The 16,409-nt window shown below is 40.0% G+C and carries 11 protein-coding genes; 1 reads left to right on the top strand and 10 read right to left on the bottom strand.

The genetic code is table 11. The features are described 5' to 3' along the window. Positions 1-31: 31 nt before the first annotated feature. The 10 genes from KJA58_RS01085 to KJA58_RS01040 form a co-directional block, all read right to left on the bottom strand. On the bottom strand, positions 32-4,540 hold the full coding sequence (locus KJA58_RS01085; protein WP_213357631.1) for a hypothetical protein: 4,509 nt from the start codon (positions 4,538-4,540) through the stop codon (positions 32-34). Between the two features lie 128 nt (positions 4,541-4,668). Then, the gene (gene ligA / locus KJA58_RS01080; protein ID WP_213357630.1) at positions 4,669-6,684 is read right to left on the bottom strand and encodes an NAD-dependent DNA ligase LigA; all 2,016 of its coding nucleotides are present in this window, start codon (positions 6,682-6,684) and stop codon (positions 4,669-4,671) included. A gap of 3 nt (positions 6,685-6,687) precedes the next feature. Beyond that, a complete protein-coding gene (locus KJA58_RS01075; RefSeq protein WP_213357629.1) occupies positions 6,688-8,577 on the bottom strand; it encodes an SUMF1/EgtB/PvdO family nonheme iron enzyme in 1,890 nt (629 codons plus the stop codon). 169 nt (positions 8,578-8,746) lie between these two features. Beyond that, positions 8,747-10,111 carry a hypothetical protein gene (locus tag KJA58_RS01070; protein WP_213357628.1) on the bottom strand — a complete coding sequence of 455 codons (1,365 nt, stop codon included), beginning with the start codon at positions 10,109-10,111 and terminating at the stop codon, positions 8,747-8,749. A gap of 70 nt (positions 10,112-10,181) precedes the next feature. Further along, positions 10,182-10,499: a hypothetical protein gene (locus tag KJA58_RS01065; RefSeq protein WP_213357627.1), complete on the bottom strand. Its 318-nt coding sequence runs from the start codon at positions 10,497-10,499 to the stop codon at positions 10,182-10,184. 240 nt (positions 10,500-10,739) lie between these two features. Beyond that, positions 10,740-11,291 (bottom strand): hypothetical protein, encoded by a 552-nt coding sequence (locus tag KJA58_RS01060; protein WP_213357626.1) that lies wholly within the window; start codon positions 11,289-11,291, stop codon positions 10,740-10,742. Between the two features lie 444 nt (positions 11,292-11,735). Beyond that, positions 11,736-12,188 carry a hypothetical protein gene (locus KJA58_RS01055; RefSeq protein ID WP_213357625.1) on the bottom strand — a complete coding sequence of 151 codons (453 nt, stop codon included), beginning with the start codon at positions 12,186-12,188 and terminating at the stop codon, positions 11,736-11,738. Between the two features lie 373 nt (positions 12,189-12,561). Next, entirely contained in the window at positions 12,562-13,869 is a 1,308-nt protein-coding gene (locus KJA58_RS01050) for a hypothetical protein (RefSeq protein WP_213357624.1), read from the bottom strand. A gap of 524 nt (positions 13,870-14,393) precedes the next feature. Then, positions 14,394-15,035 (bottom strand): hypothetical protein, encoded by a 642-nt coding sequence (locus KJA58_RS01045; protein WP_213357623.1) that lies wholly within the window; start codon positions 15,033-15,035, stop codon positions 14,394-14,396. Positions 15,036-15,642: 607 nt separating this feature from the next. Then, positions 15,643-16,182, bottom strand: coding sequence for a hypothetical protein (locus KJA58_RS01040; RefSeq protein WP_213357622.1), 540 nt, complete (start codon positions 16,180-16,182; stop codon positions 15,643-15,645). A 67-nt stretch (positions 16,183-16,249) separates the two neighbouring features. Here KJA58_RS01040 and KJA58_RS01035 point away from each other — a divergent pair, with 67 nt between their 5' ends. Beyond that, positions 16,250-16,408 (top strand): hypothetical protein, encoded by a 159-nt coding sequence (locus KJA58_RS01035; RefSeq protein ID WP_213357621.1) that lies wholly within the window; start codon positions 16,250-16,252, stop codon positions 16,406-16,408. Position 16,409: the final 1 nt, after the last annotated feature.

Here is a 16,409-nt window from a genome sequence, read left to right as displayed (position 1 = left end):
TTAAAAACCCTTTGCAGAACCCCGCTGCGTTCTACAGCAAACTTTGCTGCGCCTTTAAATTGTTTATCAAGCCTCTTAATTCATCCAAGGAGTTCTCGCAGGCTGTCCTCTCGTTTTTCAGCTCCGAAAATTCTTTAGATTTTTCAGAAACAATAGCTTTAACGAAACAGCTTTTTTCTTCTAATAAACTATACTCCTGAATCTTTTGTTTTACTAAAAGAGACCTAGCCTTATTGAAGGACAATTCTTCTTTCAAGAGGTATACCGGGGTTTCAGACAATTTTTTAATAATGTTCCTTAAAAGCCCTTCCTGGTTATAGGATGGATTTTGTAAGCTTTTCTCGACATAAGCACATAACTCCCTTAGCGCCTTACATTCCTTGCGGAACTTTACATGTTCTTTGTATACCAGCCGGCCTATCCGCTTTTTCGCAAAGCTTGCTGCAGCCCCTATCTCCGTTTTATTCTTAGCTACAACATCTCTTTGAAGAGCATTAAGCCCTACAAAGACCTCTCTAACTTGACCTACCGTATTAACTTTTGTTGTAGCAAATCTTAATCCAGACACCGTAGAAAATTTTTTCTCAAAGGCCTTCATAACCGATAGCACTCCTGAAGATGTCCTTGCTACAGCAACCTTATCCAATGAATCTCTATCTTCAACAAATAATTCTGCTAAGGTTTTACCCTGAGCAACCCCTTCAGAATTCAATAAGGCCTCAATAGCTCGAATAACCTCATTAATTTTTTCTTTTCCTTTATTAAACACGACCTTAACTACAGGAGCCAGTTGCTCACAGCCACCACGTCTAATCTTGCTCAAAGAAGTAGCCAAACCTCCTCCAACCTCTACAGAGGCTCCTCGTGAGGGCTCGAAACCATTCGAACCACAAAGAATCGCTAATGAATTCAAGACATCATTGATAGTGTTCTTTTCCATTGCCATGAACACTTCTCTATCAAAAGCTTCTATGGCCTCTCCTTTCTCTTCTTGATTTTCTTTAAGACACTGGCTAGCTAAATCAATGATCGATTTTGAATGTCCTGTAGTTAAAATCCGAGTAGAGGACTCCTCCATAGTTTCGGCTGCTACAGCCATTTCTATACTAGAAGTCAAATGTTTAATAAGAGAGTCGTAAAAATTATTCTCACGAATATTTTGACTGTGCTGAATTTTTCCTTGAGCTACACGACTACTAAGAGAGGTTGAAAAAGCTCGCTCATTCTCTATCTTCTGCAAGAGATTTTGCACCCTATTCAATCTCCCGACTATAGCATCTTCGTTAGCCAAAAGTTCCTTTTCTCTTTGCTGTATTGCCTGTCTGTCCTGCCATGAAATGTCAAAAGAAGGATCTTTAGTTTTAGTTGTAGGAACAGACTCCGTGTGGAACCGTTTTTTCATGTTCTTATCTAGTTCTCTCTTCCAAGAGGTCAACTGCTTTATGGCATCACTCTTAGTAGCAAAAGAATCTTTGGCTTCCTCGCCCGTCGTTACATTTTCCAATTCCTTGACTATTTCCTGAGCCCAAGTTCTACTACAGCCATCTAAACCCAAGGTTCGTTGTAACTCTGCAAGTCTTGTTACGTTTTTGTTTCCAAAATCAGATTCTGTAACACAATCTTGAACAGATAATTTCAATGCTACCTGCTCCGTTACCATGGCTTTGGTTTTTCTTTCTATGACCTTGTCAAAGACATGATTGATACCGATAAAGACTGCTCCCACCCCAACAAAAAGAAGGGGTAGCCACCACAACTGTACGTTCAATAAGAATATAGCGGCTATAAACATACATAACGAGAGCACGGTTGTCGTAATAGACTTTGATAAATTCCACGTTCTGAGAGATTTTTTTGCTTGGGCAGCAAGATTTTCCAATCCCTCGATCAACTTATTGCGAATCTTTTTAACTTCTTTAACAGATCTTGATAAGCTCTTCTCATCAGTTTCTCTTAAACCTCTTGATTGCCCTGGGTCAGAAAGAAGCTGATCAGCACTAAGTTCTTCTACAGAAGAAGATAACGCCTTCAAGACAGACTGCACCATAGACGTCGAATTTTGAACTTCGCCTAAAGACTCTAAAAATCTATCAGCTTTGGAAAAAGCTTTCTCTGCTACAACTTCATTCTCGACAAAAGCTTCTTCGAAATCCATCATACATTGATGGGTATTATTCAATTTCTGTAAATATTCCTGAAGAAGCTCTTTTACAGGTTGCTGGCACTCTTTAGCCAAAGCAGCCTGTTCTGTCTCTTTTACTTTCTGAATCTCTTCAGCTATACGAGCACTTCTCTCAGATAAAGTAGAGTCTTTTTCGAAAAGAAGCTTTCTAAAAGAAATAGCCTTGCCATCACAACCTTTCCCGACCTCTTCAACGCAGGAAGAAATCTTTGATAAAACGGCATGAATACTTTGATGAAATTCTCCATACTTCAACACAATATCTCGAAGCTCCCTAGGAGAAACTAAAATAGATTCTGCTAAAATACCCTGAGAAGAACCTATCTGACTCAATTTATTTGAAAGCTCCTTCAAACTATTTAAAGTATCTTCTTTTGAGCTTTCATTAGAAGAGCTTGCAGCCATTGCCACCAGCTGCATCAGCTTATCTTGAGACTCCTTAAGGAATAATCTAGATAACTGAGTCTCCTTAAAAACTCCAAAACTTGTTTCTAAAGTCTCTAATTCTCCTTCTAGCTCTACCAATTGCTTGTTAAGAGCTTCTTTTTCTTTCATGACAACTTCTGAAGAATTCGCTCCAGAAACACCCCAGTAACTATCACCCAAACGTCTCTTTGCTGCAGATAATAACAGTCTACAAGAAAACAACTTCCTCTCAGGAGTTGCCGAAACAGCCTTATTAATCTCAGAAGAAATAGCAGAACACCCTCGAACTCCCATACGAACCTTGTTTAAGAAAGATTCATTTCCAAGTTCCGAGAGCTTTGCTACGAGATCACATTGCGTCTTTCGTAAAATTTTCTGATTTTTTTCTAATTTTTCCAAATTACTAACAAAAGACTGCCCTTGAGGCAGTTCCGTAACTCCTTCTTGGATCCTAGAAAGAAGCTTTTGGAGACTTTTGATAACTTCTTGATCCTTTGGTGTATTAAGACTCTCTTTGAATGCGTTTGCACATTCTTTCAGCTCTTTTAAAAACCCTGAAATCAAAGAAACTTCTTTCGGATCTTCCGACTCCTCCTTAGGGCTCTCTACTTCAACAGATTTAGACGAATCTTCCGACTCCCCTCTAAGATTCTCTACTTCAACAGATTTAGACGAATCTTCCGACTCCCCTCTAAGATTCTCTACTTCGACAAATTTAGAAAGATCTTTTAGCCCCCTATATAGGCTCTCTAATTTAGAAAGAATGCTACCAAAAACTGTCCGATATTTTTGAGAAGACTTGCCTTCAGAAAGTAATTTCTGAACCTCCTGCACTTTTTGATAAACCTGCGAACAAAGTTTTTCAAAAGGACTACTAGACTCAATAGTTTTTTGAATATTACTTATAGTTTCCTCTTGCTGTATGACGGCTTCATTTAAGCCTTCTAAAGAATGTATTCGCCCCAAAATGTCTAATAATAACAAGTTTGAACTATCTCTAAACTGTTTGACGGCAGGGGGAAGAGGAGAAAATTCTTTCAGTACACTCTGATCAAAAAAAACATTATCGTATCGATTAAAATCCTCCTGCACAGAGGAAATAACCTGAGCTCCATATTTGAGTAAGGATTGAACCCTATCCAATTTCTCTGCAAAATCTTTCGGAGGAATCATAATATGCTGAACTCCTCCAGCCATAAGCGCACTTAAAGAAACTGAATCTAGAGTCTCCGCTTCACACTCACCTTTAACTAACTTATTGTTGATATCTGAAACCACTCTCGAAAACTCTTGCCAAGAGGCTACCCTACTGCCTTCCTCCTCTAACAATAAGTCCTGCATCTGGTAACGCTGTGCAAATGTTTCTCCCTGTAGATCTAGGGCATTTAGAGTCGAACAACTATCTTGCGAATCTGAATCTTTTACCCCATAAAGAAGCTCATTCTTGATTTTTTCTAAACGCCTTTGAAAATTAGACTTCAGTCCAGAAAATAACTCTTCTTTTTTGATATCAAATTTCTTGATAAGGGGCTTTTTCACTCCCTCACTTAAAAGCTTCTGGCGATAAGCTACTAAAAACTCACGACGACGTAATATCTCTTGCCGCTTACTAGAAATTTTTCCGCTCGTATAACCAAGCACTAAAGAGAGTCCCAACGAAACCACTATAGGAAGCCATAAAGGCACCCCAAACATCATGCTTATGGGAATAATGAAGAATATTGCTGTCCCAACGATAATAGAAACCACCCAGGCAACCTTGAGAAGCTTTAGCCTCTTAAGATCCGTTTTTTCTGCTGCTTCCAGCTCCGACTCTATGGCTTCGAGCGCCATAGAACGAACCTCCATTTCAGATCGCAGCCCTACAGCCGCTGCTTTTTCAACACCCGTTGAGGTAGTAATTCCCGGAGTTGTGGAAGAAATACTTTTCATATGCCTTACAAAAAATAAAAACCATAAGAACTTTAAAGAGAATATTATACACCAATAAAGTATTAAAAACTATTCTATAAACATTAAAAATTCTTAATAAAAAGAAATCTTTATAAATAAAACTAAGACTAAAGCGCAGACTTGAATTCCTTCTCGTCAAGAATGGTTACCCCTAGCTCCAGAGCCTTCTTGTACTTTGAACCAGGAGAACTGCCGACAACCAAGTAATCTGTAGAAGACGAAACAGATGAGGATACTTTACCCCCTCTAGAGAGAACAGCTTTCTCTGCTTCTCGCCTAGAAAGCCCCTCTAATCCCCCCGTAATAACAACCGTCTTATTGTAAAAAATAGACGCTTCCTGATCCTCAGAAAAATGCTCATAGGGCTCTACTACTACACCTAATGAACACAACTCTTCAATTTCTTGAAGATTTTCTGAGTTAGAAATAAAACAAATCACAGAATCTGCAACCTTCTCACCTATGCCCTCAATGAATATTAGCTCTTCTTTAGTCGCCTTTAGAAAAGCTTCCAACGTCGTATATCGAGAGGCTAAAAGTTCTGCGGTTCCAGAACCAACTAAAGGGATTCCCAAAGAAAATATGAACCGACTCAGAGAGATATGTTTAGAGCTCTCTATAGCCTGTAAAATGTTTTTTACAGACTTATCCTTAAACCCCGGGACCTTCCTTAATGCAGACTCATCTAAACGAAAAATATCAGATCGACAAGAGACCAACCCCATATCAAATAATTTAGAAACAATCTTCGGCCCCACATTATCAATATCAAAAGCCGGCTTGCTGATGAAAAAATGTAATTTACCTACCTCACTAGCAGAACAAAAAGGATTAACACAACGAATAAGAACCTCCCCTGAACGTCTCTCTATTTCTGAGTGACAAACGGGACATACATTGGGCATACTCCACGGCTTACTTTCAGGCGATCTTTTCGCTAAACAAACTTCGACCACCTTAGGAATAATGTCCCCACCCTTTTCTATAAGCACACTATCCCCAATACGAATATCTTTCCTCCTGATCTCTTCTTCATTATGAAGCGTGGCTCGAGAAACCACACTTCCGGAAAGTAACACGGGCTCCAACAACGCTACAGGAGTTAATACCCCTGTCCTTCCCACTTGAACCACAATATCCTTCACAAAAGTCTCCGCTTGCTCAGGAGCAAATTTATATGCTACAGCCCATCGATAATGTTTTCCTGTAGCCCCAAGAAGATCCCTAGCTTCAATATTGTTAACTTTTATCACCACCCCATCGATTTCCATAGGCAGATCTCCCCGCTCCTGCTCTATACACTGAATATAATCCCTAACCGCTTCAAAGGTTGTACACTTAATAGGCCTACTATCAACGGGGAACCCCATCTGGGAACATAACTCCAACATCTCGTGATGTGACATCAACTTTTCACAAGAGTCTCCCAAAAACATCCCATACATCGAAATATGTAAGTTCCTCCTACCGACTTCCTCTGAGGACAACAACTTCAATGTACCACCAGCTGTATTCCTAGGATTTGCAAACAGGGCCTTTCCCTCCTTGGCTTGCAGCCTATTAATTTCTTCAAAAGCCGCTTTGGGTAGGTACACCTCTCCCCGAATATCAAAACTAGGAAACCGGAGAGCATATTCTGTTGTAATTTGCAACGGTAGCGTTTTTATAGTTCGAATATTTGTCGTGATATCTTCTCCTACTTTACCGTCTCCCCGACTAAGAGCTTGCTTGAATTCTCCGTTCTCATACCGTAAAGAAACTGCTATACCGTCAATTTTCAGCTCAGCTACATATTCAGGAGAAAAACCTAGAGACTTTTCCACTCTATCAAAAAAATCACCTAACTCGCTTATCGAGTAGACATTAGCTATCGACAACATCGAAACTTGATGCGAGGCGACAGAAACACCCTTACGGACATTATCTCCCAATTTCTCTGTAGGAGACCACGGTACTTTCCACTCCGGATGCTCTTGTTCTATACTCTCCAACCGTTTCAGTAAAAGGTCGTATTCATAATCTGAAATACTTGGCTCGTTGAGGACGTAATACTTATGGTCATGCTCTTTTACTAGCCTGCACAAATCTAGATACGATTGCTCATCCACAAGAACACCTGTCATTACCTAACGAACATCCTTAGCACAACGAAATCCATATGTGCCATTAACCGTTCCTGGGTTATTTCTGTGTCGATGAGAAACCCTTAAATCTTCTTTCAAACTTTTCCAACACCCCCCCCGAAGCACTCTGTACACTCCTTGCACCGGTCCTTTAGGCGAATATGGCTCTTGAGCTGAGTGTTCATAATAATCATATCCATACCAATCAGAACACCATTCATAAACATTCCCTGCCATATCATATAGCCCTAAAGGGTTCGCTGGATAACTCTTCACCGCAGTAGTATCTGAGCTGAAAAAGTTTGCTAACGTCTTGTCTAATTCATTCCCACTAGGGTAACTTACTGCCAAGCCGGCCGAGGCCGCAACCTCCCATTCAGCTTCTGTCGGAAGTCGTTTGCCTACCCACTCTGAATAGCTATAGGCCCCATACCACGTCACCCCTACAACGGGATGCAAAGAATAACCCGGCTCAACAATGAGCTTACCTGCAGCTCTACGAATCCTAGACTCCTTAAATCGAATAAAATCATTATAATTTTTATCTTTGTCATTCCCACAGTGTTCTAAAAATAAAATGAACTGCTCATTGGTAACAGGATGAATATCCATAAAAAAAGCGTCCAAAATAACTTTATGGATAGGTTGCTCATCTCTATTACCATTCATAGAACCTCTAGAAAATTCTCCCCCCTCTATAAGGACCATTTCTGTAAGCAAGGGTTCAATTTCAACACTCACTCGCCCTTTCTCTTTATACTGACTAACAATAGGCTCTCGAGAAAGTATCGCTTGCAATATACCCGAGTAACCTTCCGTCCCCTCATCACAAGAATTTTCTTGTCCATACGAAGTATCCATAGCCTCGTCAATTGATTGAGCTTCAACTAAAACAAATTCTGGCTTAACTACTTCATCAATAACTTCTCTTGGCAAAGCAACACTTTCAGCAAGCTCTTCTTTAACAAAACCCGAAACCTTGCTCTCTACTACTTCCTCTGCAATATCTTTAACTTCAACCGCCCCACTATCTCCAGTAGCCATATTTATAGAATGAGCCTCAGGAGATTTTTTAACTATCAGTGAAGACAGCGAGTTTACATCCAAAGATTCTTCTGAAAAAGAAATCTCAAAAACTCTCTTCCAGTCATACAAGTAACTTTTTTGTGATGAAAATATTGCAAACCTTCCTAAAGGAAGCTTTTGTGATAATAAAAAGTACGCTAACGCCCCAAAAGCGTACACATCCTCTTCCCTGTCACTTCTCAACCCATATTCGGGAGAACGAAAAGCCATATCATTTGCTATTGAAAGGTATAGATCCCTGGCCGTAGACCTCTGAAAATCACAGGCAAATAAAGCTTTCGGCAGATATTCTCTTAATAACTCTCCAAAACCGAAATCCTGAACCACTATACGGAACTTTTCTCCAGACTTCTTTAATAAAATCTTATCTGGATGCAGCTCTCCATGTCCCACGCCTCTTTCATAGGCGTAATCCAAAATTTCCGCAACGCCCTCCAGAATGGACACAACCTCACTCTCCTTAATAGCAGAACGACTGCCTAAGACATACTGAGTAAGAGAAACAAAAGCATTGCCGTCCTCCTCGAAAGAGTTAACAAGAAAATAATTGCCTTCAAAAGACGATACATTCTCTATCCTGGCAATTCCAGGATGATCCAAAGTCGTTAATCGAACAACTAGCTCCTGAAATCTTCCTAAGAAAGACTCCTGGTCTAACAAACTTTTATCTAAAACTCTCAAATGATATTTCTTTTTAATGAATCTATGTTCCGCTAAAAAACTTTCGCTCCATAAATCCTTCCCAAGACGCTTGATAATTCTATAATCTCCAAGAAACTCTCCTTGAAAACTACTAACTTCTACCATTAGACAAGCTCCTCAATCTCTCAAAAAATACCAGCCAGATGTCCACGTTAATATATTAGGCATCTCGGAAGATTGCAAGCTTATCGTAGCTAGAAAAAAAAAAGGCTTTTTAAAGACCTCATAAAGTCTTTAAAAAGCCCGAGTCATAAGCAACTATTCACTTACTAAATTAGTCTACTTGACTAAATTTACTATCCTCTTCTTCAGAATCTTCTCCGTCGCCGCCTGTGATCGTGACATCACTATCTCCACCTTCGACAACACTGGTTGATCCTTCTTCTGCAGTAGACTCTCCTACTCCACTGGATATTTCAGTAGTTGTTGTTGAGCTGAGGCCTGGGAGGTAGCCTTTCCACGAACTCCACCTCGATTGAGTTTGTGGTGGAGTCGATGGAACTCCTCCCTCTGCAGCAGCTCGTTGACCTGCTTCTTCCTCTTCCTTCAATCTTTTGGCTTCTGCTTCTTCTGCCTTCTTAGCCTCTTCAGCTTTTTTCGCAGCTTCGGCTTCCTCTAACTTCTTAGCCTCTTCAGCTTTTTTCGCAGCTTCGGCTTCCTCTAACTTCTTAGCCTCTTCAGCTTTTTTCGCAGCTTCGGCTTCCTCTAACTTCTTAGCCTCTTCAGCTTTTTTCGCAGCTTCGGCTTCCTCTAACTTCTTAGCCTCTTCAGCTTTTTTCGCAGCTTCGGCTTCCTCTAACTTCTTAGCTTCTTCAGCTTTTTTTGCAGCTTCGGCTTCCTCTAACTTCTTAGCCTCTTCAGCTTTTTTCGCAGCTTCGGCTTCCTCTAACTTCTTAGCCTCTTCAGCTGCCCTTCTTGCTTCCTCTGCTTCTTCCGCCTTCTTGGCCTCTTCAGCTGCCCTTCTTGCTTCCTCTGCTTCTTCCGCCTTCTTGGCCTCTTCAGCTGCCCTTCTTGCTTCCTCTGCTTCTTCCGCCTTCTTGGCCTCTTCAGCTGCCCTTCTTGCTTCCTCTGCTTCTTCCGCCTTCTTGGCCTCTTCAGCTGCCCTTCTTGCTTCCTCTGCTTCTTCCGCCTTCTTGGCCTCTTCAGCTGCCTTCTCAGCTTCTTCAGCTTCGGCATCTTCAGCACCAGCTGCAGCTTCAGATCCCTCAGCCTCTTCAACAGGTTTTTTCATCTCTTTGACTAAAACAGAGCCAAAGGCCCAGTCACTAAAAGACCCCCTTTTCGGTAATTCTTTTCTCACTTCCAAAGCTTCTTCAGCTAACTCAGCAGTACAAGAAGTGCACAGCTTAATTAAGGAGACAACAGCCACAGCAACAAAAGCTGCTCCCATAATGACTAAACCAGCCCCTGCAGCCGAAGAAACAATGGCGCCACTAAACAACATGCTTGCTCCAACCCCAGCCAAAAGAGCTCCCGCTACAGCAACCAAAACAGCAGCAACACTTTTCGCTTTGGCTAGTTTTTCCGTGTTCATGAGAGCTTTTGCTGTGCTAACAAACACATCGCCCAACTTAGCTGAGCACTCGCCCCACTTTCCAGAACATGAAATATTTACGTTGTTACTAGTTTCAACTGACATAATTTCCTCTTTTTCAAAAATCAAAATCTTTCAAACAAAGGCTAGTTTTCCCAAAAGCTGGGAAACAGTCTTATTTTTTACCACCATCCAGGCAGTTACACACCTTCGACCCAGACATTTTTACAATCCATATGGTAGAAATGGTCAAAAGAGCTATCCCTAGAATTATACAAATTGCCCCAGCAACTGCGGGAGCTCCTCCTGCAATAGCTCCATAGAAACAAGCCACCCCAGAAAGGAGAGAAATAACCCCTAAGAGAAGAGTTGCACCGACAACGGCTGCCCTAACCTTATCTACGGAAGTCTTAGCTTCCATCTTGGTCACATACTTAAAACTAACATCCTTACATCCTAATCGGGACATCACGTCCTTACAGGAAAGCTTCATAAAAAACCCTCCAAAAAAAAAGCTTAGCGGAGCATTCTAGTACAAACGGATTTATATGAAAATATTTTCTATAACACTGTAAACCAAAAGACTAGACAAAACCCTCCGAGAAAACTTTCTTGATCAGAAAAGAGAAAACAAGAGTACAGAGACCTTTAAGAAAAAGGTAGAAAGAAACGAAAAGCCTCAGAAGCATACGATGCGACGAGGCTTTTTCAAAAAACTAATTAAAAGCTAGCTTTAGGCTGCTTTTTGAGTGTTTACTTCATCCGCTCCAGACGCGCCTTGACTAGCGGCATCGTCTCCACCTTGAGTTGGAGACTCTTCTGGCTTACTTTCTACAGGACTAGCCGCATCCCCCTTACTTCTGAAAGCTTGATAAAGTTTAACTAACATCAAAACAGAAACAGAAACAAGGGCAACTCCAACTACAACCAAAGCTGCTCCAACAGAAGCAGAAAAGAAGGCTGCGCCCGCCCCCAAACTAGCGGCAGCTAAAGCAAAAAACGCTGCTACTGCAGAGACTATAGCCAAGACGGCGTACTTAACCTTCGATGTTTCATTCCCCTTTACCAATCCTCTAGCAGCTCTCCCTAAGGAAGCTGAAAACTCCCCCCAATTCCCTGAACAAGAACAACTCCCTTTAGTACCTTCAAGTGTCATAGAATCCTCTCTTTCTTTTATATTCTCTAAAACAGCAAAACATCCCTCTTCGACAGAAAACACTTCCTCTAATCGACCAACCAGAGAAACTAGTCTAGCTTCTAAGGAGTTATTAACACTAGAAGCCAAGACGAAACGGCCAATAGGAACAGTTCTGCAAAACGAGCTTCTCGAGAAAGAGTTTCCAACTCAGAAAAATCTAAAGTCCACCACCTCGAAAACAAAGAACTTTCGCCTACTCCTTCAAAGACATCTTCCTTGACAGCCTAGAAAGCGAAAAAACCTGCGGAGAGGCCTTAAAACTCCATTCTAGAAAAACTTTGCGGGGCATTCTAAATGAAAAAGGGTTTATATAAAAATATTTTCTATAACATTTTAGTAAAAAGGGAAGAGATGCTTCTCTTGCATCTCTCAACAGAAAATAGAATTTTTCAACGAATAGTTTTTTCTGTTTGCGCAGACGACTCTGAAGACCCCTAGCCCCCTAGAACCTGTAGGGCTCTCCGCCGTATTGATTCCCTCGGAAATTTTGAGCAAAAGATCGCGGAGCAACAACATAGATCCTGAACACTTCTATCCTTGAACGTGGATGATATCCGGAGATTCATTCCGAATTAAAAATCGAATAGTAATAGTAGTTCCTTTGTCACTAATACCTCTTTCACTATAGTCCGATGCTTCCAACACCCTTTCTTCTCTAGGTTTAGCTCCCTCACTCTTATATTTAGAAGCCTGGCAGTGTCTAACCAAAATTACGACAGAAACAGATACTAACGCAACCCCTAATACAATTAAAGCGGCTCCAATAAAAGCTGAAAAGATTGTCCCGCCAGAAACTGAAAGAAATGCACCAAAAGAACCTAGGCCAGCAGCCGCTAGAGTATAAACCGCAGCAGCCGCAGAGGCTATTGCTAAAGCAGCGAGCTTAACTTTTGATATTCTTTCCTCTCTTACTGAGTCTTTAACCGCACTTCTCTCAAAGACTGAGACTTTTCCTAATTTTCCTGGAATACCCCCAACTATCATACAATCCCTCCCTTCTTTTAAAATCTTCTGAACAAAACTTTCCATTACTGACCATAACAAGCCACCTCTTTCAATCGATGACCAGAAGAGCCAAGGTGAAATAGAGTAAAAACGGATCTACAAAACTAGTTTTTTACAAAAGAGCTCCCGCTCCTACTTCTATTCTTAAAAGATGAGCTCCTTGAGGATGACTAAACAAAAAAAGACCAGCAGGAAAGCTTTAAAGTTCTCTTCTAAAGAACTTCAATAGGGATGTTAAATAAAATTTAATTTACATCAAAACAAATTCTATAACATTCTGATACTAAGTCGCCAAGAAAAGGCCCGCCTCTCTTAAAATTCATCTTTGAACAACTAGTGCAGCAACAAAGTCTTAAGGAGAAACTTTCTCGTGAGTAGTCTTTTCTATTTGAGCGAACTCTTCTGAAGAAGTTTTTATTTCCTCTCCAGAAAGCGACTCTAACTCATCTGAACTTTCCGCATATTCTACCGAAGCGCTAATTTCTCCAGAACTACTTGAACAAGAATTTAGATAGCGATAATGGCAAACATCTCCAGAATCAGAGATAAACCGCAGACGACGACTTGGAGAACTATCTGCATCGGAGCTTGAACGATGATGATCTAAAACGCTGCTTATATCAGAACTTGAATGGTAATGCCCGTGGAGACCACTTCGAGATCTCAAAACTGCTAATCTTTCTGGAAGAAGATTTTCTCGATTACTTATATCAGAACTTGAGTGGTAATGCCCATGGAGACCGCTTCGAGATCTCAAAACTGCTAATCTTTCTGGAAGAAGACTTTCCCGATTACTTATATCAGAACTTGAATGGTAATACCCATGGAGACCACTTCGAGATCTCAAAACTGCTAATCTTCCTGGGAGAAGACCTTCTCGATTACTTATATCAGAACTTAAGTTGTAACGTCCTTGCAAACCATTTCGAGTTTTCAGAGCCATTAATCTTTCTGGAAGAAGATAACAATCCCTATCTGATGCGTTAGAAGTTAAATAATATTTGTAACTTCGAGGAGCTTTCTGATAACTTAAAGTCATTAATTTTTCTGGATGCTGACGATTATCGCGTCCTCCCTTGTCAGAGACTGTAAGACGTTTATGTCGGTTAAGGAAATCACTCTGGGAGTTTACAGTCATTAATCCTTTTTGAATCTGGCCATAATCTCGGCCTCTTTGTGTTGTCGATGTGAATTGATTAATAGCTCTTCTAGTCGTTTTTTTCTTCTTTTTGCACATTCCTCTAGTCACACCTATGTTAGAATCTTTTACATTCCAAAAAACATCGCCATCAGAAATGTCGTGCTCTAAACCTTCTGGCTTATATCGATTTTCATGAAGACAACAACCTCTTACCACTACCACAATAACAACCAGAGCCAAAATAGCTCCCATTACAGACAAAGCAATAATAGTTGCTGAAGATGAAGTCATTATTCCAAACAATAACTCTGGACCAAAATGAGCTAAAACCCCCGTAGCTGCAGCTAAAACGGAAGCAGCTACAGTAGATGTCTTTGAAACACTTTTAGACTTTTTAGATTCATACGCATCTCTTAAAGACTTCCCAAACGAAGCAGAAAAATCTCCCCAAGAACTAGAACACAAAACCTTTAATCTGTCACTTGCCATGACATCCTCTCCTTCAATAGAAACAAACATAAACCAACAGCTTTAGCCCTTAAGACTAGAAGAAAAGACAAAGCGGGCACTATCCGAACACACTGGAACTATTTCCCATAAAGGGAAAAGCTCGTATCGAACAAACAACATGATAAAATTATTTTTAAACTTTCTGAAACAAGCATAAAAGAAACGATCCACTTCCTATGCCCCAAAAAGAAAAGACCCTTCTGTTAGAAAAATATATTTCATAAATCCCCTCATCTTAACACGAAAAAACTAACTCCCTTCTTTTTTTCTAAAAAAATTATTCCTTATAATAAATGAACTATTCAAAGGGATGTCCATACATAAGATCATCCCCCAACCACTTATCAACAACAAAACCAAACGGTTAACAGCGGAAAAAGAAAAATGAATCCCTCTACTACAAAGTCAAAAAGAGACAAACCTAAACTTTCTAAAAAGATAAAACAATCTCCGTAAAAAAAATTTTTCAAAACAACACTTTCCTAACCCTCTGCTTTTTCAGCAAAGCTAGCCCCAAAACCAACGAAAACAGTTTACCCCAAGGAAAATAACCCATCTAAAACTCCCTCTTCTATTTCATAATGGGCTATCAACTTTAGAAGATCTTCTTCTCTTACTAAAAACAATCTTTCCAACTCCCCTTCCTCTAATTCTTCTGTTATCTTTTCTTCTTCTCGCATTTTTTGAGACAAAAATTCCGCTTCTTTGAAAGCTTTTTTCCTATTAGCCTTCCTCATCTTACGGGAGGCAAGACTCAAAACTCTTACAGGTCTTCTTTTTCTACGCTTCTTCTTATTCTTCTGTACTTCAGAACTATCAACTTTTTGTACATCCAAAAGCTCTTCTTCTTTAAAAGATGGTTCTACCTCTCTTCTCGAACTCTTTCGACAACTTCTAAAAACTATAGCAGCTAATACTAACGCTAGAAGCACTCCTACTACAGATAAAGCTATTACTGTCGCTGAAGATGATCCAATCGCTCCAAATAATAACTCTGGTCCAAAGTGAGCCAACAATCCCCCTGCTGCAGCAAGAACAGATGCTGCTACGGTTGCTGTTTTAGAAACACCTTTGGACTTTACCGATTCAACCCCACCTTTTAAAGGGTTCCCAAATGAAGCAGAAAAATTACCCCAGGATCCAGAACACAAAACTTTCACTCCGCCACTAGTCATGACATTCCTCTTTCAATATAACTAAACAAAAATAACTACGACGCCCAAGGGCGTATCGAAAACACAAAAAGCTTCATTCTTACGCGCAAAAAGACTTCCAAATAATCGTCATTTTCACACCAATACCCGCTGTAATGAAGCTATTTTGAAATTTTTTGAAACGGAGTAAAACTATTGGAAAACCGGCCTAGAGCTGTAATCTTGATGCTTCAAGAAATCAGATCTTACCCTCCAAAGGCTTGACTCTCAAATAATGAGAGACTTCACCTAAGAAAAAACCAAAGGAGCTCTTATCCTCTAATGAAAACACTTCTCTATTCGAGCAGAAAAACACCCTGATCTTTTTACAGAAAGATTTCACAAGAATCCCCGTTCAAAAAATTTTTTGACAAGGCATTCTAATGAAACCTTGCTTATATGCAAACAACTTCTAATCTAGAGAAAAAATAAAAAAAGCCTCGACAAGAGGCTCAAAGAAGTAAAATCAAACTATTAAAGCACACACTCACTACAAAGAAAACTTTCCTTCCAAATAAATGAGGTTAAAAAATTCCCTATAAATATTTGATTTTTACCTCCTTATCAACTCCAAACAGAAACTCACAAATTACGCAACAGCTTGAGTCTGAGAAGAAGAATTATCATCAGCATCTCCCCCCGACATATTCTGAACACCTACTTCTGAGTTTTCTAACTGTTCTTCTTCTTTAGCCGCTTCATTCGATCCCAACCCCTCTCCTGGTTTATTTAACTCTGATCCTTCTAAATTATCTGAGCTTCCCTCTTTACCAGAATTTGCAGTTAGATCCTCCTTTGCAGAATCTGATTTTATTTCTTCGCTTCCCTTGGACTTGTCATCAAAATTTTTGTGCACATAAAATCTGGAAAGTTTAACCAAAAGAAGCAGTGAAATTACGGACAACGTAACTCCAGCTAAAGCTAAGCTAAGGCCTGCTACAGCGCAAACTAACACGTTACCAGAAAGAAAACTTAATCCTACATGTGCCACTATGATCCCAATGACAGCAGCAGCCACCACTGTTATTGCTTTTATCTTTGTTGTAATAGAAGATCCTGAGGTTTCTCCAAAGAAGTCTGAAGTATCTGAAAGAATAACTTTACAAAAGCTTTCTATGCCACTAGTCATCACAAACCCTATTGTTACTAAATTTCATAAAAACAAACACGATCCCCTATGGGAGGGAACATGTATTATGATTTTGATTCTAAGCTATAAAATTCCAAGAGCACTTCTCATTGAAAATATCTTCTCTCAAAAAGGAGAAGGAAAAGAAAGATGCTCTCTTGAAAAAACGTCAGAACATATTAATAAAAAAGACTTTATACGAAAAAACTTTTTGAAACATGCTTGAA

Source organism: Chlamydiifrater phoenicopteri (assembly GCF_902807005.1).
GTDB lineage: Bacteria > Chlamydiota > Chlamydiia > Chlamydiales > Chlamydiaceae > Chlamydiifrater > Chlamydiifrater phoenicopteri.
The sequence above is the reverse complement of the archived record's forward strand: the minus strand, read 5'-3'. Positions and strand labels throughout refer to the sequence as shown.

Coding starts and splice junctions, on each gene's coding strand:
- KJA58_RS01085 (WP_213357631.1), bottom strand. CDS start 4,540: ATGAAAAGTATTTCTTCCACAACTCCGGGAATTACTACCTCAACGGGT.
- ligA (WP_213357630.1), bottom strand. CDS start 6,684: ATGACAGGTGTTCTTGTGGATGAGCAATCGTATCTAGATTTGTGCAGG.
- KJA58_RS01075 (WP_213357629.1), bottom strand. CDS start 8,577: ATGGTAGAAGTTAGTAGTTTTCAAGGAGAGTTTCTTGGAGATTATAGA.
- KJA58_RS01070 (WP_213357628.1), bottom strand. CDS start 10,111: ATGTCAGTTGAAACTAGTAACAACGTAAATATTTCATGTTCTGGAAAG.
- KJA58_RS01065 (WP_213357627.1), bottom strand. CDS start 10,499: ATGAAGCTTTCCTGTAAGGACGTGATGTCCCGATTAGGATGTAAGGAT.
- KJA58_RS01055 (WP_213357625.1), bottom strand. CDS start 12,188: ATGATAGTTGGGGGTATTCCAGGAAAATTAGGAAAAGTCTCAGTCTTT.
- KJA58_RS01050 (WP_213357624.1), bottom strand. CDS start 13,869: ATGTTTGTTTCTATTGAAGGAGAGGATGTCATGGCAAGTGACAGATTA.
- KJA58_RS01045 (WP_213357623.1), bottom strand. CDS start 15,035: ATGACTAGTGGCGGAGTGAAAGTTTTGTGTTCTGGATCCTGGGGTAAT.
- KJA58_RS01040 (WP_213357622.1), bottom strand. CDS start 16,182: ATGACTAGTGGCATAGAAAGCTTTTGTAAAGTTATTCTTTCAGATACT.
- KJA58_RS01035 (WP_213357621.1), top strand. CDS start 16,250: ATGATTTTGATTCTAAGCTATAAAATTCCAAGAGCACTTCTCATTGAA.